The sequence below is a fragment of the Mycobacterium sp. D16R24 genome (assembly GCF_002013385.1).
GTDB lineage: Bacteria > Actinomycetota > Actinomycetes > Mycobacteriales > Mycobacteriaceae > Mycobacterium.
On record NZ_MAEV01000004.1, the window covers coordinates 176,151 to 196,106 of the forward strand.

Consider the following 19,956-nt stretch of genomic DNA (forward strand, 5'->3'; position numbering starts at 1 on the left):
CGATGACCTGGATTGCTGCTGTCGTTTTGTTCGTCGCGGCCTGGAACGTGAGCACTCCCGTCGCGCAGGCCGCACCCGGATGCCGCCAGATGGATCCCGCGTTGCCCTGGTACGGCGATGTCAGGCAGCGGCTGCAAGCCGCGATCGACGCCAACAGCACGTGCACCGGTACTTGGAAGCGCTCCACCACGGCGGTCGCGCTCTTCGACTGGGACAACACCGAGGTCAAGAACGACATCTCGGATGCGACTCTCGCGTGGATGCTGCGGCACAACAAGATCCGTCAGCCCGGTGACTGGCACGCCACCAGCCGACACATCACCGAAGTGGCGGCCACCGCGCTGCGTGAGGCGTGTGGCACCACAACCCCCGCTGGACAGCCGCTGGCCACCTCAACCAACGCCGCATGCGCCGACGAGATCCTGGCGGTCCGCGAGGGCAAGACCCATGACGAGCAGGAAGCCTTCACCGGATACAACCAGCGCTGGAGCAATGGCGCCTACGTGTGGACAGTCGCGCTGACCGCCGGGTACACCGCCGACGAGGTCGCTCAATTCGCGCAGGCGGCCAAGCGCGAGAACCTGGACGCCCCGATCGGAGCCACCCAGACCGTCGGCACCACCACCGTGCCGGGGTATGTGCGGGTATATCCGCAGATCAAGGACCTCATTGCCACGCTGCAGGCACACGGTGTCAGCACCTGGGTGATCTCGGCGTCGTCGGAGGTAGTCGCCAAGGTGTGGTCACCGGAAATCGGAATCCCGACAAACCAGGTGATCGGGGTGCGCAGCGTCTACGACGCCAACGGAAGGCAGACCCCGCACGTCAAGGGCTGTGGCGGACAGCCCGACGGTGCCGACACCGTCATCACCTATGTCGACGGCAAACGCTGCTGGGCCAACCAGGTGGTCTTCGGCGTGCAGGGACCCGCCGCATTCGAGCCCTACGACGTCAACAAGCGGCAGATTCTCGCTGCCGGGGACTCGACCACCGACGTCACCTTTGTCGACGACGCCACCGCCGCGCACCTCGTCATCAATCGGAACAAGACCGAGCTCATGTGCCGGGCCTATGACGACGCCGACGGCAAATGGTTGGTCAACCCGATGTTTATCGATCCCTATCCGCAGCATGTGGACCCGTACCTGTGTGCGACCGACGGCCGGATCAACCCGGACGGCAGCACAGGGCCGCTGCTTCGTTCCGATGGCACGGTCGTCCCCGACCAGAAGGACACCGTCTTCTCCACCGGTATGTAGCGAACTGTTAGTCTCGTATCCGGCCCGGGCGTGCCCTGACGGCCGCCGAAACGGTTACCCAACGCTGGGATCACCAGCTGATTCATCTAGCAGATCACATGGCGAGCTGCAGGATGCGCAGGAGGATGTGTGCTTTCCGCTTTTGTCTCTGCTCTCAGGACAGCTGACCTGAGGCGGAAGATCCTCTTCACGATCGGGATCGTGTTCATCTATCGGCTTGGTGCGACGCTGCCGTCTCCCGGGGTGAACTACGCCAACGTGAAGTACTGCGTTGAGCAGGTCAGCAGTGGAGATTCGGCGCAGCTCTACTCGCTGATCAACCTGTTCTCGGGTGGCGCGCTGCTCCAGCTGTCGGTCTTCGCGGTCGGTGTCATGCCGTACATCACCGCCAGCATCATCGTTCAGCTGCTCACCGTGGTCATTCCCCGGTTCGAGCAGCTGCGCAAGGAAGGCCAGTCGGGCCAGGCCAAGATGACGCAGTACACCCGCTACCTGTCGGTCGCGCTGGCGCTGCTGCAGTCCACCTCGATCGTGGCGCTCGGTGCCAGCGGAAACCTGCTGCAGGGCTGCGACCGCAAGGACGAGATTGTCTCGGACCAGTCGATTTTCTCGCTGACCGTGATGGTTCTGGTCATGACCGCCGGATCCACCTTGGTGATGTGGCTCGGTGAGATGGTCACCGAACGCGGAGTCGGCAACGGCATGTCGCTGCTGATCTTCGCCGGTATCGCGGCCCGGATCCCCGCCGAGGGCAAGACCATCCTCGACAGCCGTGGCGGTGTCACGTTCGCCGCGGTATGTGTGGCGGCGCTTCTCATCGTGATCGGTGTCGTGTTCGTCGAACAGGGCCAGCGCCGCATCCCCGTCCAGTACGCCAAACGCATGGTGGGACGGCGGATGTACGGCGGCACCTCCACCTACTTGCCGCTGAAGGTCAACCAGGCCGGTGTTATCCCGGTCATTTTCGCCTCCTCGCTCTTGTACATCCCCGGTCTCATCACGCAGCTCGTGCGCAGTGGCGGGAAGGACAAGACCGGCTGGTGGGATCGATTCGTCAGCACGTACCTGACCGACCCCAGCAACTACTGGTACGTCGCGATCTACTTCACGCTCATCGTGTTCTTCACGTTCTTCTATGTGTCGATCACCTTCAACCCCGATGAGCGCGCCGACGAGATGAACAAGTTCGGTGGCTTTATTCCCGGTATCCGTCCCGGACGCGCCACCGCCGACTACCTGCGTTACGTGCTCAACCGCATCACGTGGCCAGGCTCGATCTACCTGGGTATCATCGCGATCTTGCCGAACCTGTTCTTGCAGATCGGGAACTCCGGCGGTATGCAGAACCTGCCATTCGGCGGAACTGCGGTCCTGATCATGATCGGCGTCGGTCTCGATACTGTGAAGCAGATCGAAAGCCAGTTGATGCAGCGTAACTACGAAGGGTTCCTGAAGTGAGAGTGGTGTTACTCGGCCCGCCAGGGGCAGGCAAAGGTACGCAGGCACAACTGATTTCGGAGAAGTTCGGCATTCCGCAGATCTCTACCGGCGACCTGTTCCGGTCGAACATCAGTGAGGGCACCGAGCTGGGAATCCAGGCCAAGCAGTACCTGGACGCAGGCGATCTGGTGCCCAGCGAGGTGACCAACAAGATGGTCGAGGCGCGTCTCGATGAGGCGGATGCCGCGGACGGTTTCATCCTCGACGGATTCCCGCGCACCGTGGATCAGGCGGATGCGCTGGCCGCGATGGAAGAGGCCCGCGGAGTCAAGATCGACGCCGTGCTGGAGTTCCGGGTGCCGGTAGAAGAGCTCGTGCAGCGACTGCTGGGCCGTGGCCGCGCCGACGACACCGAGGACATCATTCGCAATCGGCTCAATGTGTACCGCGACGAGACCGCACCGCTGCTGGAGTACTACCAGAGCGTGCTGCAGACTATCGATGCCGTCGGCACGGTGGACGAAGTGTTCGCGCGGACATCGCAGGCTCTGGGCCGGTAGTAGGCGAGGCAACCAGTGGGGCTGTTCGGCCGCAAGAAGACGGTGGAGCAGCGCACCACCGGTGAACTCGACGCCATGGCTGCTGCGGGCTCCATCGTGGGCGCCGCATTGGTCGCCGTGCGTGATGCCGCGAAGGCTGGCGTCTCGACGCTGGAGCTGGATCAGGTCGCCGAGGCTGTGATCCGGGATGCCGGCGCGGTGCCGTCGTTCCTGGGTTACCACGGCTTCCCGGCGTCAATCTGCTCCTCGGTCAATGATCAAGTGGTTCATGGAATACCTTCGGCGACAGCGATCTTGGCTGAGGGCGACCTGGTGTCCATCGACTGTGGCGCGATTCTGGACGGGTGGCACGGGGATTCCGCGTGGACCTTCGCGGTGGGGACAGTCATTCCCGTTGACGAGGCGCTGTCGGAAGCCACCCGGTTGTCGATGGAGGCCGGTATCGCGGCGATGATCCCTGGGAACCGGCTCACCGATGTGTCCCACGCGATCGAGCTGGGCACCAGGGCGGCCGAGAAGCAGTTCGACCGCGCATTCGGAATCGTGGACGGCTACGGCGGCCACGGCATCGGTCGCTCGATGCACCTGGATCCGTTCCTGCCCAACGAGGGAGCCCCCGGCAAGGGGCCGCTTCTCGCGGTGGGGTCGGTGCTTGCCATTGAACCGATGCTCACGCTGGGCACCACTCAGACCCGGGTGCTGGCCGACGATTGGACCGTCGTCACCACCGACGGATCGCGGGCCGCGCACTGGGAGCACACGGTGGCCGTCACCGAGGACGGCCCCCGCATCCTGACACTGCGCCCGTAGCTACTTGCCCTTGATGGACGCCGTGCGCTCGGTGGTGAAGACGGCCACGCAGGCGATCGCGTGATCACCTTTTGCCCATGAACGTTTAGTGGGGTAGAGGTAGGTGATCTCGACCTCGTCGTCCTCGAATGCGCTGGGCGAGTAGCTTTCCAGCGCTGTGCTGCAGCCCTCATTGCCCTTTTCGTCCAGCTCGGACTGGGCGGGTACCGAGGATCCGTACAGCGGTAGCAGCGCGTAGACCTCTGCCTTGTGCGGCTGAGCGCATGGGATGGCTTTGGTGGTTGTGTAGTAGTCCTTGTCGCCGATATCGGCGACGCAGTCACCCACGCGCAACTTGGTGACGTCCATATCGCCGGACTGGGTGACGTGGCCGGATTCGTCGCGTTTGGGCTGGTTGCTGACACCCACCGCGATGACAACAATCGACACCACGACCCACAGGGCGCCGAGCACGATGCCAGCGATGGCCATTCCGCGGCCGTTCTGACCGGTTCGTTTGATCTGGTTCAGGCCCAGGATGCCGAAGATGATGCCCAGGATTCCGCCCAGGCACGGGACGATGCCAAAGATCAGCGCCGTAATGGCAAATCCATTGGTGCTCCGTGCACTTTCGACGGGCGGGTAGGAGCCCGGCGCGGGATATCCGTATGGCGCGGATGGGTACCCCGGAGGCGGCGGCGGATATCCCGCCGGGTCAGCCTGGGGGTACGGCGGATACGGCTCGGTGCCGGCGGGCCCGGCCGGGGGAATAGGTGGATATCCGCCCGCCGGTGGCGGCCCGACCGGCGGGTACGCGGGGCCCGTCGGCGTCGGGTACGGCGGATATTCCGGCGACCCGGGGTCCGAGGGCGGCGGCCCGGAAGGCGGTTGCGTCATGTAGGGACTTTAGCAAACACGCGGTGGCATGGGTAGATTCGTCGATCAGTGCGAGAGGCTATCCAGGAAGACCTGAACCTCGCTAGCGACCGGGAGCAGGCCGGACTCCCTGGCATCGAGCAATGATGGTGCGGCACTGTCCTTCTCGGAAACAACCAGTGACAACTCGGTGCCGTCAGGCCGGCTAGTCGGCCATTGGATCCCGACGGTGGGATCCAGCGGATTGACGCCGTGCTCGCGGCCCGGGGCGTATCCGGCGGAGCATAGGTAGACCACCGTCGAGTCATCCTCGAGTGCCAGGAATCCGTGGCCGACGCCCTCGGGTACGTATACGGCACGGCGGTCTTGGGGGTCGAGAAGTACTGCGTCCCAGGCGCCGAACATCGGTGATCCCACGCGGATGTCGACCACGACGTCATAGACGGAACCCGTCAGGCAGGTGACGTACTTGGCTTGCCCGGGCGGCACGTCGGCGAAGTGTATTCCGCGCAGTGACCCGGCCGCCGACACCGAGCAATTGGCCTGTTGCAGGTCGAACGGGTGGCCTACGGCCTCGGCAAGCGCTGTGCCCTTGAACAATTCGAGGAACACGCCCCGGCTGTCGTGATGTTGCACCGGGGTGATCTCGAAGGCGCCGGGTACCGATAGTTCACGGATCTTCACGTCACTGCCCCCTCGCGGCGTATTGCGATTCCACGGCATCCTTGATGGGACGCCACCAATCCGCATTGTCCCGATACCACTCAATGGTGGCGGCCAGCCCGTCGGTGAAATCGCCATGTGTTGGCTTCCAACCCAATTCATCACGCAGCGGTGTCGGGTCGATGGCATAGCGCAGGTCATGGCCGGCGCGATCGGTGACGTGGTCGAAGTCGTCCGGCGACTTGCCCATGAGTTCGAGAATGGTGGTCAGCACCGACAGGTTGTCTCGTTCTCCGTCCGCGCCAATGAGATACGTACGTCCGATGGTGCCCGCCTCGATGATGCGCCATACCGCGCTGTTGTGGTCGTCGACGTGAATCCAGTCCCGAACATTGGCTCCGGCACCGTAGAGGCGTGGTCTGCGATCCGTGAGGATGTTGGTGATCTGTCGCGGAATGAACTTCTCCACATGCTGATACGGCCCGTAGTTATTGGAGCAGTTGGAGATCGTCGCGCGAATGCCGAACGATCTCATCCAGGCGCGCACCAGCAGATCCGCCGACGCCTTGGTTGCCGAGTACGGGCTCGACGGGTTGTACGGGGTGGTCTCGGTGAACCGGTTCGGGTCATCGAGTTCGAGGTCGCCGAATACCTCGTCGGTGGAGATGTGGTGCAGCCGCACGTCGTGGCGCCGCACCGCCTCCAGCAGGGTGTAGGTGCCAATGATGTTGCTGCGCAAGAATGGTGACGGGTCGGCGAGCGAGTTGTCGTTGTGCGTTTCCGCGGCGAAATGCACCACGACGTCATTGCCGGCGACCAGCCGATCCACCGTCTCGGCGTCACAGATATCGCCCTGTACCAGCTCGACCGAGGCGGCGACCGGGGCCAGCGATTCGCGAGTACCTGCGTAGGTCAGTGCGTCGAGGACCGTCACCGAGACGTCGGGGCGCTCCCGGACGGTCGCATGTACGAAGTTGGCTCCGATGAAACCGGCGCCGCCGGTCACCAAGATTCGCATGCACTCACCCTAGTAGGGGACTAGCGAAGCGTGTCCGCCAACGAGGTCAACGTGTCGACCAACCCCTTGTCGCCCAGAACTTGGATGAGTACCTGGTCTGCGCCGGCGTCAAGGTGCCCGTGCAAACGCGCGGCGATTTCCTCGGCGGTTCCGTGCGCCACCACGGCGTCGATGAATGTGTCACTTCCCGGCGACGTGACGTCCTCGTCGCTGAAACCGAGTCTCTTCCAGTTATTTACGTAGTTACTCAACTGGAGATAGAAATCTACGGTGCGCCGGCCGATTGCCCGTGCGCTCTCCGGGTCGGTGCTGAGCACCACCTTGTGCTCGGGAACGAGCAGGGCGTCCGGACCGATGATCGCTCGAGCCTCTCTGGTGTGCTCTGGTGTCGTCAGATAGGGGTGCGCGCCCGCGGTGCGATCCGCGGACAGCTTCAGCACCTTGGGTCCCAATGCGGCCAGCGCCCGGCGGTCCCTCGGCACGCCCGCGGCATCCAGCCCGTCCAGGTATTCGACAAGGGCGTCGTACGGCTTGCGGTACTCGGCCGATGCTTCGGGATGCCCGGCACCTACCCCGAGCAGGAACCGCCCGGGGTAACTCGCTTCGATGCGATGGAAAGCGGCGGCTATCTCGTCGACGGGCGAGGTCCAGATGTTCACGATGCCGCTCGCGACCGTGAGATTCTCGGTCGCTTCGAGCAGGGGCTCTACGTACGCAAGATCTGAGGTGAACACACCCCCGATCCATACCGAGCCGTAGCCGAGATCCTCGATGGCCTTGGCCTGCTCCGGTGTGACCGGACCGCCGTTCCAAATTCCATACCGGTTGAGGTTCGATTCGCCCATATCGCGTCCCAACTTCGCAGGAGGTGTCGCTATTCCTCCACCCATCCTTCCGGATGCGCCGCGGGCGCGGGGGCAGGGGATGTGGATTCCTTGACCTGTTGGGTGCGGTTCAGCAGGTCGGCCACATCGATGCCCGAAATCTTCAGGCTCTCAATCACTTTCGCCACTGCCTGCGGGCTTACTCCTAAAAGGGTGCCCAACGCGTCCCGGGTATCGCCGGAGCCGCCGATGATGGACAGCCTTTCAATCTCGCCGATCGGTTTTGATGCGGCTTCGGTTGCCTGCACCACCGACGCAAGGATGTCTGGCAGCGTGAGCAGTCGGGCTGCCTCAGGCGTGTAGGCATTGAGTGCCGCCGCGACTTCCTTCTTACCGTCGGCCTCGGCCAGCAGCTTGGCCTTGATGCCGTCCGCCTCGGCGATCAGCTTGGCCTTGGTGCCGTCGGCGGCAGCCTGCTGCTCGATCCGGAAGGCGTCCGCGGCTGCCTTGCGGGCGTCGGCTTCTGCCGAACCCTTCTGCCGCTCGGCCTCGGCATCGGCCTGCGCCTTCAGGATCGCGGCCTGCCGACTGCCCTCCGCGATGGCGATGTCGGCCTGGCGACGTGCTTCGGCTGGGGCTATGACATCGGCCTGCAACGCGGCCTGGGCCTGCTCGGTACGACGTTGCTCCACCTCGGTGCGGGCCTGCATACGCGCGGCCTCCGCCTGCTCGCGGGCGATGCCCACGTCCTTTTCGGCCCGGGCCTGGGCCAAGGGACCCGCCTGGTCTGCTTGGGCGTTCTCGGCTTCGGTCTGCGCGCGCAGGCGGGCCAGTTCCACGTCGCGCTTCTGGTTGGCGGAGGCGATCGCGGTATCGGCCTCGGCCTGCGCGATGGAGCCGGCCTGCCGGGCTTGAGCCGACTGAATCTGTGCGTCCCGCTCGGCCTGGGCAGTGCCGACCGTCGCGTCGCGGCGCACTTCGGCGATGCGACGCTGGCCGAGAGACTCCAGGTACCCATTGCGGTCGGAGATACCCGCGATCTTGAGGACATCGACCTCCATGCCGATGCGGGCGAGATCGCCGCCGGCCTCCTCGACGACGCTGCGCGCCAGAGAGTCGCGATTGGAGTTCAGGTCCTCGACGGTCATCGTCGCGGTGATGCCGCGCAGGCTGCCTGCCAGGATCTCGTTGATCTGCCGCTGCAACTCGCTGAGATCCGCGGTGAGGAAGCGCTGGACGGCGGTCTGCACCGCCTCGTCGTTCGATCCGATGCGCACCAGCCCTACGGCCTCAACATTGACCGGAACACCGTTGTTGGACAACGCATTCTGCAGATTGATGTTCACGTTGAACGGTTCAAGCGACATGATGTCCACCCGTTCGATGCCGGGCATCTTGAAACGGGCACCACCGCGCACCACCTTCGGCTGGCCGCGCCCCGTGAACACCGCGACCTCGTTCGGCGGCACTTTGATGTAGTTGCGTACGTAGATCAGCGGCAGCGCCACGAAGATCACCAGCGCCGCGATGGCGATGGTGACGATGATGAGAAGCGAACTCATGCGGGTTTCCTTTGTGTTGTGAACTTGTGGTGTGAACTAACGGTGTGACGGGGAGGGTTCATCAGAGACTTGCCTCGGGAACGCTGACCACGTGCAGGTACTCGGAGTCCACGTCGGCGATGTAGACGGCGGCGTTCTTGGCCAGCCCCTCGGGCTCATCGGTGATCGCCCGTGAACGCACCCGGTTGCCGTCCGCGTCGGTGAACGCGATCTCGCCCCAGCCGCCGCCCGGGGGCACCTCCAGGGTCACCGTGCCGAGTCGTCCGATATAGGACGCGCGCCCCGAGTGTGAGTTCGCCTGCTGGCGTCGCAGATACGTCAGGAGAAGTTGCAGGACCGACACTAGCGCAACAGCGCACACGGCGGCGATGATTGCTGTCGGCAGCGCTGAGATGCCCAGGGCCGAGCCGACGAATCCGCCGGCGCCTGCGCCCGTCAGTGCGGCAGAAACCGAGGTCAGGCTCAGAAATGGCATCCCGTCGCCGTGGCCGGTATCGGTCAGCAGCAGTGCCGAGAGCACCGCTATCCCGCCGACCGCAAAGGCCGCGAGGTACCCGATTGTCAGACCGTCCACTCGCGCCCCTCCCCGTTGCCGACGCCGATGTTCGCCACTACCGACATAGGTACCACGAATCGGTCCTGCTGGCTACGGTCTGCCGGGCTGAACAGGCGCACGATTGGCCCTGCGCGGTACCGTCATGGGGTGCCACACCTAGCGGCAGTTTCGGCGGACGCGCATCGGGACATCACCGACGATGCTGTCGTGATCGTCGGCGGCGGTCCTGTTGGGTTGCTCGCTGCCACATTGTTGGCGCGCCAGGGAATTCACGTGGTTGTGCTGGAGGCCGCCGGTTCGAAAGAACGCCAGCGGCACCGGAACTGCGCGACATTCGTCGGGCACTCGACGTTGCGGCGGTATGACCGGGTGGCGCCCGAACTGGGCGCGCGGCTGCGCCAATCGGCGCTCGCGGTCCATGGCGTCCAAACCTTCTATCAGGGCCGCCCGGTATTCGTCATGTCCTCGTACGCTCCGTCGCGAATTCCTGGTCCGTGGAATCCGGCGGCATGGGGAATGAGCCTGTCGCAGCGCGCTATTGAAGAAGAGACACTTGCCGAGGCATTGAATCTGGGTGTGGAGTACCACTGCGGGATCGCCGTCACCGACATCAACACCGACCACACCGGCGCACGGCTCACCCTCGCCAGCGGTGACCGGCTGCGCGCCAGCTACGTCATCGCCGCCGACGGCTCCAAGTCGGCCATTCGCCAGGCGCTGGGCATCGGGATGTCGGAGCGGCCGCCGTCGCCGCCGTCCGTGGTGATCGACGTCGAACCGCATCCGGACGGGGTCACGGTCGATCTGCCCGTGCAGATCCAGTACCACCACCCCGATCTCGGCGGGCGCCACGCCATTCGCTTGCCGTACCCGGACGGCCTGCGCCTCGATGTTCAGTTCCTGTCCAGCGATGCCGAGACACCGACGACCGAGCAGGTGCGCTCGTGGGTGACAGTGCTCACCGGTGATGCCTGGTATGCAGACCACATCAGGTCGGTCGAGGTGCATCAGACCGTTCAGGCAGTAGCTGCCAGCTATACCGACGTGAATCGCCGGGTGCTGCTCGCGGGTGAGGCCGCCCATCAGTTCGCCCCGCTGGGCGGCCGCAGCCTCAACTCGGGTGTGTCCGACGCGGTCGCGGCCGCGGAGGCCATCGCCGAGGCGCTGGGCGAGTCCAGCGATCTTGCCGCGGCCTGGTTGGCGATCAACCGCAGTGCTCGCGAGCGGCGCCGGTCGGGGGTGCGTAACCGGATGCTGTCCGTGCGGGCGCAGCGAGTCCTCGACGGTTCGGACGTATCCATGCGGGCCAGACGCACGATGGCCGCCAAATCCGCGCCTCATATCTGGATCGCGGGTGCCTGGCTGACGGCGGGTCTGGTGCGACCCACGGCGATTCCGCATATCAGCAGGTCGGGAGTCACGTGGTCCTGAGGCGCCCGGGGGAGTGGCGGCCCCCTACGCCGGTTTGGTTTGGTGGCGTTACGCGGGTATCCTTGACCAACGGTGCGGCTTTCGTGCCGACTATCTGCGTGCCCAGTCCTGGACTTTCCTGTTACCGGCTCACGTTCGAGGGTCGGTAAAGTTTGCCGTGTCATGCCGGCGACAGCCGGAGCAGGCAATCAGAATCGCGGAGGATATGGCTAAGAAAGACGGAGCCATCGAGGTCGAGGGTCGGGTGGTCGAACCCCTGCCCAATGCGATGTTTCGCATTGAGCTGGAGAACGGACACAAGGTGCTCGCCCACATCAGCGGCAAGATGCGGCAGCACTACATCCGCATCCTGCCCGAGGACAGAGTGGTAGTGGAGTTGTCTCCCTACGACCTGTCCCGCGGTCGGATCGTTTACCGGTACAAGTAACTACAACCGCAAGACAGGATCGAAGAACGTGAAGGTGAACCCGAGCGTCAAGCCGATCTGCGACAAGTGCCGCGTCATCCGCCGGCACGGGCGGGTCATGGTGATCTGCCAGGACCCGCGCCACAAGCAGCGGCAGGGCTAGTCAGGACTTCCGTAAGGACCTGGCTGACTACATAACTGAATGATGACCTCCCAGAACCACTGACCGGGTACGCCGGACAGACACCCCCGGAACGGAGGCCGGGGCCCCAACCTAGAGGGGGCGGACTGGGAACAGACCTTCGTTGAATGAAAGAGGAACTGCCGCATGGCACGTCTCGTAGGCGTCGACCTACCGCGCGATAAGCGAATGGAAATCGCGCTCACCTATATCTATGGCATTGGCCGGACCCGCTCCAAGGAGATCCTGGCCGCCACGGGCATCAGCCCCGAGCAGCGCAGCAAGGACCTGACCGATGATCAGGTGACTCAGCTGCGTGAATACATCGAAGCCTCTCTCAAGGTGGAGGGTGACCTGCGCCGCGAGGTGCAGGCTGACATCCGCCGCAAGATTGAGATCGGCTGCTACCAGGGCCTGCGCCACCGTCGCGGCCTGCCGGTGCGCGGTCAGCGGACCAAGACCAATGCGCGTACCCGCAAGGGACCGAAGCGCACCATCGCCGGCAAGAAGAAGGCCAGGTAACCCAAATGGCACCAACCAAAAAGGGCGCTGCGGGCCCCAAGAAGGCGCAGAAGACCCGTCGCCGGGAAAAGAAGAACATCCCGCTCGGCGCCGCTCATATCAAGAGCACGTTCAACAACACGATCGTTTCGATCACCGACCCGCAGGGCAACGTCATCGCCTGGGCGTCGTCCGGTCACGTCGGCTTCAAGGGCTCGCGCAAGTCGACTCCGTTCGCCGCGCAGCTGGCTGCCGAGAACGCGGCTCGCAAGGCTCAGGAACACGGCGTCAAGAAGGTCGACGTGTTTGTCAAGGGTCCCGGCTCCGGCCGTGAGACCGCCATCCGCTCGCTGCAGGCCGCAGGCCTCGAAGTGGGCGCGATTTCCGATGTCACTCCACAGCCGCACAACGGTTGCCGTCCGCCCAAGCGGCGCCGGGTCTAAGGGAGGTTTGAACTAATGGCTCGTTATACCGGACCCGTCACTCGCAAGTCCCGTCGTTTGGGCGTCGACCTCGTCGGTGGCTCCAGCGCGTACGAGAAGCGTCCTTACCCCCCCGGCCAGCATGGCCGCGCGCGGGTCAAGGAGAGCGAATACCGCACGCAGCTGCAGGAGAAGCAGAAGGCTCGCTTCACCTACGGCGTCATGGAGAAGCAGTTCCGTCGCTACTACGCCGAGGCCAACCGGCACTCCGGCAAGACCGGTGAGCAGCTGCTGCAGATCCTGGAGACCCGTCTCGACAACGTTGTGTACCGGGCCGGCCTGGCCCGTACCCGCCGGATGGCCCGCCAGCTGGTGTCGCATGGACACTTCACGGTCAACAACGTGAAGGTCGATGTGCCCAGCTACCGGGTGTCGCAGTACGACATCATCGACGTCAAGGAAAAGTCGCTGAACACCTTGCCGTTCGAGGTCGCACGCGAGACCGCAGGCGACCGGCCCATCCCGGGCTGGCTGCAGGTTGTTGGCGAGCGCCAGCGCATTCTGGTGCACCAGCTCCCCGAGCGTTCGCAGATCGATGTGCCGCTCACCGAGCAGCTGATCGTCGAGTTCTACTCGAAGTAAGAAGTCGGGCCGCCTATCCGGGCTGCCCTTACTGACCGGCATCAAATAGCGGGTGCCGAGAAGGAGATAGAAGAAGAATGCTGATTTCTCAGCGACCCACCCTGTCCGAGGAGACGCTGGCCGAGAACCGGTCGCGCTTCGTCATCGAGCCCCTGGAGCCGGGATTCGGCTACACCCTGGGCAACTCGCTGCGGCGCACCCTGCTCTCGTCCATCCCGGGCGCGGCCGTCACCAGCATCCGGATTGACGGTGTGCTGCACGAGTTCACCACCGTTCCCGGGGTGAAGGAAGACGTCACCGACATCATCCTGAACCTCAAGAGCCTCGTGGTGTCCTCGGAAGAGGATGAGCCAGTCACCATGTACCTGCGCAAGCAGGGACCGGGCGCCGTCACCGCCGGTGACATCGTGCCGCCCGCCGGCGTGACCGTGCACAACCCCGATATGCACATCGCGACCCTGAACGACAAGGGCAAGCTGGAGATCGAGCTCGTCGTCGAGCGCGGTCGCGGTTACGTCCCGGCCGTGCAGAACAAGGCCTCGGGTGCTGAGATCGGCCGTATCCCCGTCGATTCCATCTACTCGCCGGTGCTCAAGGTGACGTACAACGTCGACGCCACCCGCGTCGAGCAGCGCACCGACTTCGACAAGCTGGTGCTGGACGTGGAGACCAAGAACTCGATCACCCCGCGTGACGCGCTGGCCTCGGCCGGCAAGACACTGGTTGAGCTGTTCGGTCTGGCACGTGAGCTCAATGTCGAAGCCGAAGGCATCGAGATCGGGCCGTCGCCGGCCGAGGCAGACCACATCGCCTCGTTCGCGCTGCCCATCGAGGACCTGGACCTGACCGTCCGGTCGTACAACTGCCTCAAGCGCGAGGGTGTACACACCGTCGGCGAGCTGGTTGCCCGCACCGAGTCGGATCTGCTGGACATCCGCAACTTCGGCCAGAAGTCCATCGACGAGGTGAAGATCAAGCTGCATCAGCTCGGCCTGTCGCTCAAGGACAGCCCGACCAGCTTCGATCCGTCCGAGGTTGCCGGATACGACGTTGCCACCGGCACGTGGTCGGACACCGGTTCGTACGACTTCGACGGCGATCAGGACTTCGCCGAAACCGAACAGCTCTAACACAATCCGTCCCGGCCCTACCTGATACGGGGGCCGGCCCCGAATAGGAGATAGTGCAATGCCCAAGCCCAAAAAGGGTCAGCGGCTCGGTGGGTCGTCTTCACACCAGAAGGCGATCCTGGCCAACCTTGCCACCGCGCTGTTCGAGCACGGCCGGATCAAGACCACCGAGACCAAGGCCCGTGTGCTGCGGCCGTACGCCGAGAAGCTGATCACCCACGCCAAGAAGGGTGATCTGCACAACCGGCGCGAGGTGCTCAAGAAGATCCGCGACAAGGACGTCGTCCACGCTCTCTTCGACGAGATCGGTCCGTTCTACTCAGATCGCAACGGTGGCTACACACGCATCATCAAGGTCGAGAACCGCAAGGGCGATAACGCGCCCATGGCGATCATCGAGCTGGTGAAGGAGAAGACGGTCACCTCCGAGGCCGACCGGGCTCGCCGGGTCGCTTCGACCAAGCAGGCTGAAGCTCCGGCCGCCGCTGAGGCTGAGGAGACTCCTGTCGAGGACGCCGTCGAGGTCGAGACCGACACTGCCGATGATGCGGCCGCCGAGGATGAAGGTGCGGCGGACGCCGCAACTGACACGGCCGAGGACGCAGACAAGAAGGAGTGACCTTTGGTCACCTCTGACAACCAGCCCGCTACCGGAGACGGTGGCGGGCTGGTTCGTTTACGGCTCGATATCGCCTACGACGGAACCGATTTCGCGGGCTGGGCGACTCAAGTCAACCAGCGCACGGTCGCGGGGGTGCTGGGCGAGGCGTTCACGACCATCGTGGGCGAGCCGGTGTCGCTGTACGCCGCCGGGCGCACGGATTCGGGCGTGCATGCGACAGGCCAGGTGGCGCACCTGGACATCCCACACGCCCGGCTACCGGAAATTCTCGGCAGATCCCGCTCCGCGGATGCGCCGGAATTCGGCAGGCTGATTCGGCGGCTGTCGCGCTTCCTGCCCAAAGACGTACGTGTGATCGATATCTGCCGCGCCCCGGCGCATTTCGATGCCCGGTTCTCTGCCTTGCGGCGGCACTACGAGTACCGGATATCGACGGCGCCGTTCGGAGTGCTGCCTCTCGCGCGGCATGAGGTCGTCGGATGGCACCGTCCACTGGACGTCGGCGCTATGGCGGAGGCCTCACGGAGACTATTGGGGCTGAACGATTTCGCAGCCTTCTGCCGCCATCGTGACGGCGCCACGACGATCCGCGAATTGCAGCGGTTCGACTGGACGGCCGACGGGCATCAACTGGCCGCGCACGTGAGTGCCGACGCGTTCTGCTGGTCGATGGTGCGTTCGCTGGTGGGTGCGGTGCTGGTGGTGGGGGAGGGCAGGCGGCCGGTGCAGTGGTGCGCCGACTTGTTGAAGAAGGAAAGGCGTTCAAGCGATTTCGCTGCGGCGCCGGCACGCGGACTGACGCTGGTCGGTGTCGACTATCCGCCGGACGACGAGATGGCGGCACGTGTGTTGATCACCCGCGACATTCGAGTGCGGCAGGACTAACTTACTCGGCGGACTCGGCTTCGCCGTGCCGGTTGAGTTTCGAGGCGACGAAGGCCGCGGCCTCAGCGGGTAGCCCGGTGCGTTCGTATGAGGTGTGGGCATCCCAGCTGTTGTTGGGTCCGGCCATGCAGATCGGATCTCCTTGATTGCAAAGATCGACTGCACGGGAACCGAATACGCCTGCAATACCGCTCAGTGGGCCACCGGTTCGGTGGGTGGCGTTGCCGAATGTTGCGATGGCGACGACGCGGTCGCCCACCGTGGGAGGCAGGGGGCGGTTGAACCCGATTCCCACGTTCGGGACACCGATGATGGTGTCGATCACCTCGGCGCCCATGGAGTACCCGCCGATGACGAACTTTGTCCGCGGACAACTGGCGGCCACCGATTGCAGGTGATTGCTGAGATCGTTGGCTCCACCGCCGGCCGAGAAAATACCCGCGTCGTAGTTGACGGGGTAGACGTTCATACTGGCGCCAGTGGACTGGATGCGTGGGGTCAAGGAGTCCACGAACTCATCGCCGACCCGGCCCAATCCGACGGGCTCCTTGCGTCCCCGCGCAAAGGAGACGTCGACATCCGAACACGGATCTGCCGATGCTTGAGGTAACGCATAGACAAGTCCGACAACATTCGCCGTTGACAGCGCGAGCACCGTCAGGGCGACAAGATAACTCAGGACAACGCCGACCCTCGTGCCCCGCTGATGCGTGGTCACACCACGATGCTACGGGTCAGCAAGTTCCTGCGCGCCGTTTCGTGGACTGTGCCCGTGCTACAGCTTGCCCGCCACGAACGACGCGGCCTGCGAGGGCAGATTGGTCTGCTCGTAGGTCTGATGCGCGGTCCATGAGCGGCCGCCCTCCTGGCAGACGGGGTCGCCGGGATTGCACTGGTCGATCCACCGTCCGGCGAGGGGCCCGGTCATGCCGCCACCGCGGCGGTCGATGTTCCCGAACGTCGCGATGCCCTTGATCCGGCCCGCGACGTCCGGCGGCGGGTTGTTGGCGACGTCATCCACGACGGTTGCGCCCATCGAGTACCCGCCGATCACCAGCTTGGTGTTGGGGCAGGATGCGGCGACGTCGCTGAGGTGTCCGCGCAGGTCGTCGGCGCCTTCCCCGGTGGAGAGCAGTCCGGCGCTGTAGTTGACGGGGTAGACGTTCATGCTGCCGACCTTGGATCCGAGAGCGTCGACGAACGCCTGCCCCACACGGCCCAGACCGACCGGCTCATCACGGCCGCGGGCGAACGAGATATCCACGGCGGCGCACGGATCGGCGTTCGCGGGCGCAGGCTGCGAAATGGTCACCAGGCTGATGAACATGAGCAGGGCAGCGAGGAGATATCCGGGCCGCCGGACGTGCGAGATGGCAGGTGAAACAGCACTGTGCGTCGTCACACGCGAATGCTACGGGTAAGTCAACCTAGTTGTCATGTCGGTGCGGTATGGGTCGCGTCACCTGGGCGGAAGCGACGCCAGGAACTCGACCATTGCGGAGTTGATCGCGTCGGGCCGCTCCATCTGCACGAAGTGCCCGGCCCCCTCGACGATCAGAACCGACCTCAGTCCGGGAACGAGATCGGCCATCGCCGTCATCGGGTCGCGACCGAGCATTTCCAGCACCGGATCGGCCGATCCCGCCATAAAGGCCACCGGTATGTCAATGGGTGTGTCCTGCAGGTGCTCGTTCTGCGCCCACACCAGATCCTCGGCCCGATACCAGTTGAGGCCGCCGGTGAATCCTGTGCGCGTGAATTCGGCCGCGTAGTAGTCGAGGTCTTGCTCGGACAGCCAATTCCAGGGCAGGGGAGGAGGAGTCGGCAGTACGTCCAGGTAGCCATTGCGCTTGCCATCCACCTGCGCCGGGTGATCCCAGCAATCCAGATAGCGGTTCGCGCCGCTGAGCGCGTGGAACAGCGTGGCCAGGAAGGCCTTTGGCCGCGTGTTCAGCTCGGACTCCGCTACACCCGGCTCCTGGAAGTACTCCAGATGCGTGAAGTGCTGAGAGGCAAGGTAGTTGAAGCCAACGCTCGGTTTGACCGGGAGCCGTCGGGTACGCGGTACCGACAGCTGGACCAGTGCACGGACTCGATCCCCTGCCCAGACGGGCATGTCCCACACCAGATGTGCCCCGAAATCGTGCCCGCAGAACACCGCGTCCCGAAGATCGAGGGCGTCGAGCAGGCCCACGAGGTCGTTGACGGTGGTGCTGCGGTCATAGGCCGTAGGGTGCCGCGGCGCCGTTGTACGTCCGTATCCGCGCATGTCCGGTGCGATGGCCCGATATCCGGCCGCCGAAAGGGCGGCCAGCTGGTGGCGCCAGGTGTACCAGAGCCCGGGAAAGCCATGGCACAGAACAACCGCCGGGCCTTCGCCCTGTTCGGCGACATGCATGTCGATTCCATTGACATGCAGCTGACGGTGGGTGATCTGGGAGACAGTCACCCAGGCGACGTTAGTTCACCCGGGCGGCCGCGAAGTCCGCAGCCTGGTTGATCAGTGCGGCAGGGTAGGAGGTGTGGGACTTCCAGGTGTCCTGGTTTCCGTCCATGCAGACCGGGTCGCCGTCGTTGCACAGATCCAGCACTCTGTCGCCGTACGCGCCAGCCAGATTCTGGATGGGGGCGAAGCGGTTGACGATGTTGCCGAATGTCACGATCGCGCGGATGTGGTCGCCGACCTCCGGTGGCACGGGGTTGTCGAAGGAGAAGAGGTTGCCGATCTGCACCGGGCCGGGCACGCCGAGAGCGGTGTCGACCACGCCCGCACCCAGCGAGTAGCCGCCGACGACGAGCTTGGTGTCGGGGCAGTTGTTGGCCGTCTGCTGCAGATGGGCGCTCAGGTCGTTGGCCCCACCGCCCACGTCGGTATTGGCGTCGTAGCGCACCGCATAGACATTGAGGTTCTTGACACGATTACGCAGCGCGCTGACGAACGCCTCGCCGATGTTGCCCAGTCCGGGCGGCTGACTGCGGCCGCGGGCGAAGGACACCTCGACGTTGGGACAGGCCGCCGAAGCGGTGGCGGGGAGAAGGACCGCGAGACCCGTGGTCAACATGATTGCCGCAACCGATACAACCGCCGCGCGGGCGGCGGCGGTAAGCAACTTACTGGCTGGGCGTGGATTCGGTTGTAGCGTCACACACCGAGGTTACGGATAATTCGCTGTCACTGCCATGTGATTTCAATCCCGCAGGTAAAGAAGCTGTGTGCCCGGCTGTGCTGGATTCGGGGTCCGCAGGGGTATCCGCACCTCGGTGTGCCAGAACCAGTCCCGCGAGAATGACCGCGGCTCCCGCGTACTGGATGGGCGCGATCGTTTCCCCGAGGAGCACCCATCCCGCGATCACCGCGCACAGCACCTCGGTCAGCGCGATCAACGACGCGTAGCTCGGTTTGAGTCGGGCAATGGCGGCGATACCGGTGAGGTACGCGATCGCGGTGGTGACCACCCCGAGAATGAGGATGGGCACGTACACCGGCGCATGCCAGCCCGCGACCTGCACCGACTGGGTGGAGAAGGTCATCGGCATGATGCCGGTCAGCCCGAAGCCTCCCACCGCGACGGTTCCGACGAGTAGCCCGCTGGTAGTCAGGGTGATGGGTTGCAGCCCTTGTGCCTTGCCGCCCGCCCGGTGTGACGAGATGAAGTAGTACGCGGCGCAGACCGCCGCTCCTAGTCCCCACAGCACCCCCACCGGCTCTACGCGGGAGCCGCTGAAGATGTTGAGTACCAGCAGCATTCCTGCTAGCGCGAGTGTCGCGCCGGCGAGCACGCGAGCATGCGGGCGTTGCCGTGTGGACAGCCAGATCCAGGCGATCACCAGGATGGGGCTCAGGAACTCCAGGAGCATCGCCACACCGACCGACATGTGCCTGACCGCACCGAAGTAGCAGAATTGGGCACCGGCGACGGGGATGATTCCGTAGAGCACAATGACTTTGGCGTGGCGCCGGGCCTCGGAGAACCAGCCGGGGGCCGCGATGCAGGCCGCCACGACCATGACTGCGGCGCCGGTGGCCAGGCGCGCGGTGACGACGGCGGTCAGGGACCAGCCGGCCGCCATGAGCGACTTAGCGAAGGGGCCGGAAAAGCCGAAGGTTGCGGCCGATGCGAGGGCGAGCGCCACACCGGCCCGGAAATTGGCCTTGTCGTTCACCGCACCTCCCGCATGTCATGAGTAA

General features: G+C 64.6%; 24 protein-coding genes. 13 read left to right on the forward strand and 11 right to left on the reverse strand.

The window, feature by feature from the left end:
• Nucleotides 1-2: 2 nt before the first annotated feature.
• From B4383_RS03310 to map, 4 genes are all read left to right on the forward strand, one after another.
• Nucleotides 3-1,259: a haloacid dehalogenase-like hydrolase gene (locus tag B4383_RS03310; protein ID WP_139360506.1), complete on the forward strand. Its 1,257-nt coding sequence runs from the start codon at nucleotides 3-5 to the stop codon at nucleotides 1,257-1,259.
• 129 nt (nucleotides 1,260-1,388) lie between these two features.
• Complete coding sequence (gene secY, locus B4383_RS03315) at nucleotides 1,389-2,717, forward strand: preprotein translocase subunit SecY (protein WP_078288371.1); 1,329 nt, start codon at nucleotides 1,389-1,391, stop codon at nucleotides 2,715-2,717.
• Complete coding sequence (locus B4383_RS03320; RefSeq protein ID WP_078288370.1) at nucleotides 2,714-3,259, forward strand: adenylate kinase; 546 nt, start codon at nucleotides 2,714-2,716, stop codon at nucleotides 3,257-3,259. Before secY ends, B4383_RS03320 begins: the two co-directional genes overlap by 4 nt.
• A gap of 15 nt (nucleotides 3,260-3,274) precedes the next feature.
• Nucleotides 3,275-4,069 (forward strand): type I methionyl aminopeptidase, encoded by a 795-nt coding sequence (gene map, locus B4383_RS03325; RefSeq protein WP_078288369.1) that lies wholly within the window; start codon nucleotides 3,275-3,277, stop codon nucleotides 4,067-4,069.
• Here the strand turns inward: map and B4383_RS03330 are convergent, their stop codons facing one another.
• From B4383_RS03330 to B4383_RS03355, 6 genes are all read right to left on the reverse strand, one after another.
• On the reverse strand, nucleotides 4,070-4,945 hold the full coding sequence (locus tag B4383_RS03330) for a DUF4190 domain-containing protein (protein WP_078288368.1): 876 nt from the start codon (nucleotides 4,943-4,945) through the stop codon (nucleotides 4,070-4,072). It lies immediately after the preceding gene.
• Between the two features lie 45 nt (nucleotides 4,946-4,990).
• Entirely contained in the window at nucleotides 4,991-5,608 is a 618-nt protein-coding gene (locus B4383_RS03335; protein ID WP_078288367.1) for a dTDP-4-dehydrorhamnose 3,5-epimerase family protein, read from the reverse strand.
• A 1-nt stretch (nucleotide 5,609) separates the two neighbouring features.
• A complete protein-coding gene (gene rfbB / locus B4383_RS03340; protein ID WP_078288366.1) occupies nucleotides 5,610-6,605 on the reverse strand; it encodes a dTDP-glucose 4,6-dehydratase in 996 nt (331 codons plus the stop codon).
• Nucleotides 6,606-6,625: 20 nt separating this feature from the next.
• Entirely contained in the window at nucleotides 6,626-7,450 is an 825-nt protein-coding gene (locus tag B4383_RS03345) for an LLM class F420-dependent oxidoreductase (RefSeq protein WP_078288365.1), read from the reverse strand.
• A 29-nt stretch (nucleotides 7,451-7,479) separates the two neighbouring features.
• Nucleotides 7,480-8,991, reverse strand: a complete 1,512-nt coding sequence (locus B4383_RS03350; RefSeq protein ID WP_078288364.1) for a flotillin family protein — start codon at nucleotides 8,989-8,991, stop codon at nucleotides 7,480-7,482.
• A 61-nt stretch (nucleotides 8,992-9,052) separates the two neighbouring features.
• Nucleotides 9,053-9,565, reverse strand: a complete 513-nt coding sequence (locus B4383_RS03355) for a hypothetical protein (RefSeq protein WP_078288363.1) — start codon at nucleotides 9,563-9,565, stop codon at nucleotides 9,053-9,055.
• Nucleotides 9,566-9,694: 129 nt separating this feature from the next.
• On the opposite strand from B4383_RS03355, the gene B4383_RS03360 reads away from it, so the two are divergent.
• The 9 genes from B4383_RS03360 (at nucleotide 9,695) to truA (ending at nucleotide 15,767) form a co-directional block, all read left to right on the forward strand.
• On the forward strand, nucleotides 9,695-10,978 hold the full coding sequence (locus B4383_RS03360) for an NAD(P)/FAD-dependent oxidoreductase (RefSeq protein WP_078288362.1): 1,284 nt from the start codon (nucleotides 9,695-9,697) through the stop codon (nucleotides 10,976-10,978).
• 205 nt (nucleotides 10,979-11,183) lie between these two features.
• Nucleotides 11,184-11,405 carry a translation initiation factor IF-1 gene (gene infA / locus B4383_RS03365; RefSeq protein ID WP_003418601.1) on the forward strand — a complete coding sequence of 74 codons (222 nt, stop codon included), beginning with the start codon at nucleotides 11,184-11,186 and terminating at the stop codon, nucleotides 11,403-11,405.
• A 28-nt stretch (nucleotides 11,406-11,433) separates the two neighbouring features.
• Entirely contained in the window at nucleotides 11,434-11,547 is a 114-nt protein-coding gene (gene rpmJ / locus B4383_RS03370; RefSeq protein WP_003886927.1) for a 50S ribosomal protein L36, read from the forward strand.
• A gap of 165 nt (nucleotides 11,548-11,712) precedes the next feature.
• Complete coding sequence (gene rpsM / locus B4383_RS03375) at nucleotides 11,713-12,087, forward strand: 30S ribosomal protein S13 (RefSeq protein ID WP_030096736.1); 375 nt, start codon at nucleotides 11,713-11,715, stop codon at nucleotides 12,085-12,087.
• A 5-nt stretch (nucleotides 12,088-12,092) separates the two neighbouring features.
• Complete coding sequence (gene rpsK / locus B4383_RS03380; protein ID WP_078288361.1) at nucleotides 12,093-12,509, forward strand: 30S ribosomal protein S11; 417 nt, start codon at nucleotides 12,093-12,095, stop codon at nucleotides 12,507-12,509.
• Nucleotides 12,510-12,524: 15 nt separating this feature from the next.
• Nucleotides 12,525-13,130 (forward strand): 30S ribosomal protein S4, encoded by a 606-nt coding sequence (gene rpsD, locus B4383_RS03385; protein ID WP_078288360.1) that lies wholly within the window; start codon nucleotides 12,525-12,527, stop codon nucleotides 13,128-13,130.
• Nucleotides 13,131-13,207: 77 nt separating this feature from the next.
• Nucleotides 13,208-14,260: a DNA-directed RNA polymerase subunit alpha gene (locus tag B4383_RS03390; RefSeq protein WP_030096739.1), complete on the forward strand. Its 1,053-nt coding sequence runs from the start codon at nucleotides 13,208-13,210 to the stop codon at nucleotides 14,258-14,260.
• A 58-nt stretch (nucleotides 14,261-14,318) separates the two neighbouring features.
• Complete coding sequence (gene rplQ / locus B4383_RS03395) at nucleotides 14,319-14,879, forward strand: 50S ribosomal protein L17 (protein ID WP_078288359.1); 561 nt, start codon at nucleotides 14,319-14,321, stop codon at nucleotides 14,877-14,879.
• Nucleotides 14,880-14,882: 3 nt separating this feature from the next.
• Nucleotides 14,883-15,767 carry a tRNA pseudouridine(38-40) synthase TruA gene (gene truA, locus B4383_RS03400; RefSeq protein WP_078288358.1) on the forward strand — a complete coding sequence of 295 codons (885 nt, stop codon included), beginning with the start codon at nucleotides 14,883-14,885 and terminating at the stop codon, nucleotides 15,765-15,767.
• A gap of 1 nt (nucleotide 15,768) precedes the next feature.
• Here the strand turns inward: truA and B4383_RS03405 are convergent, their stop codons facing one another.
• The 5 genes from B4383_RS03405 to B4383_RS03425 form a co-directional block, all read right to left on the reverse strand.
• Nucleotides 15,769-16,485 carry a cutinase family protein gene (locus tag B4383_RS03405; RefSeq protein WP_078288357.1) on the reverse strand — a complete coding sequence of 239 codons (717 nt, stop codon included), beginning with the start codon at nucleotides 16,483-16,485 and terminating at the stop codon, nucleotides 15,769-15,771.
• 57 nt (nucleotides 16,486-16,542) lie between these two features.
• Nucleotides 16,543-17,094 (reverse strand): cutinase family protein, encoded by a 552-nt coding sequence (locus B4383_RS03410; RefSeq protein WP_078288356.1) that lies wholly within the window; start codon nucleotides 17,092-17,094, stop codon nucleotides 16,543-16,545.
• 132 nt (nucleotides 17,095-17,226) lie between these two features.
• Nucleotides 17,227-18,216, reverse strand: a complete 990-nt coding sequence (locus B4383_RS03415) for an alpha/beta hydrolase (RefSeq protein WP_078288355.1) — start codon at nucleotides 18,214-18,216, stop codon at nucleotides 17,227-17,229.
• A gap of 10 nt (nucleotides 18,217-18,226) precedes the next feature.
• A complete protein-coding gene (locus B4383_RS03420) occupies nucleotides 18,227-18,877 on the reverse strand; it encodes a cutinase family protein (RefSeq protein ID WP_078288354.1) in 651 nt (216 codons plus the stop codon).
• A gap of 1 nt (nucleotide 18,878) precedes the next feature.
• A complete protein-coding gene (locus tag B4383_RS03425) occupies nucleotides 18,879-19,931 on the reverse strand; it encodes an EamA family transporter (RefSeq protein WP_078288353.1) in 1,053 nt (350 codons plus the stop codon).
• Nucleotides 19,932-19,956: the final 25 nt, after the last annotated feature.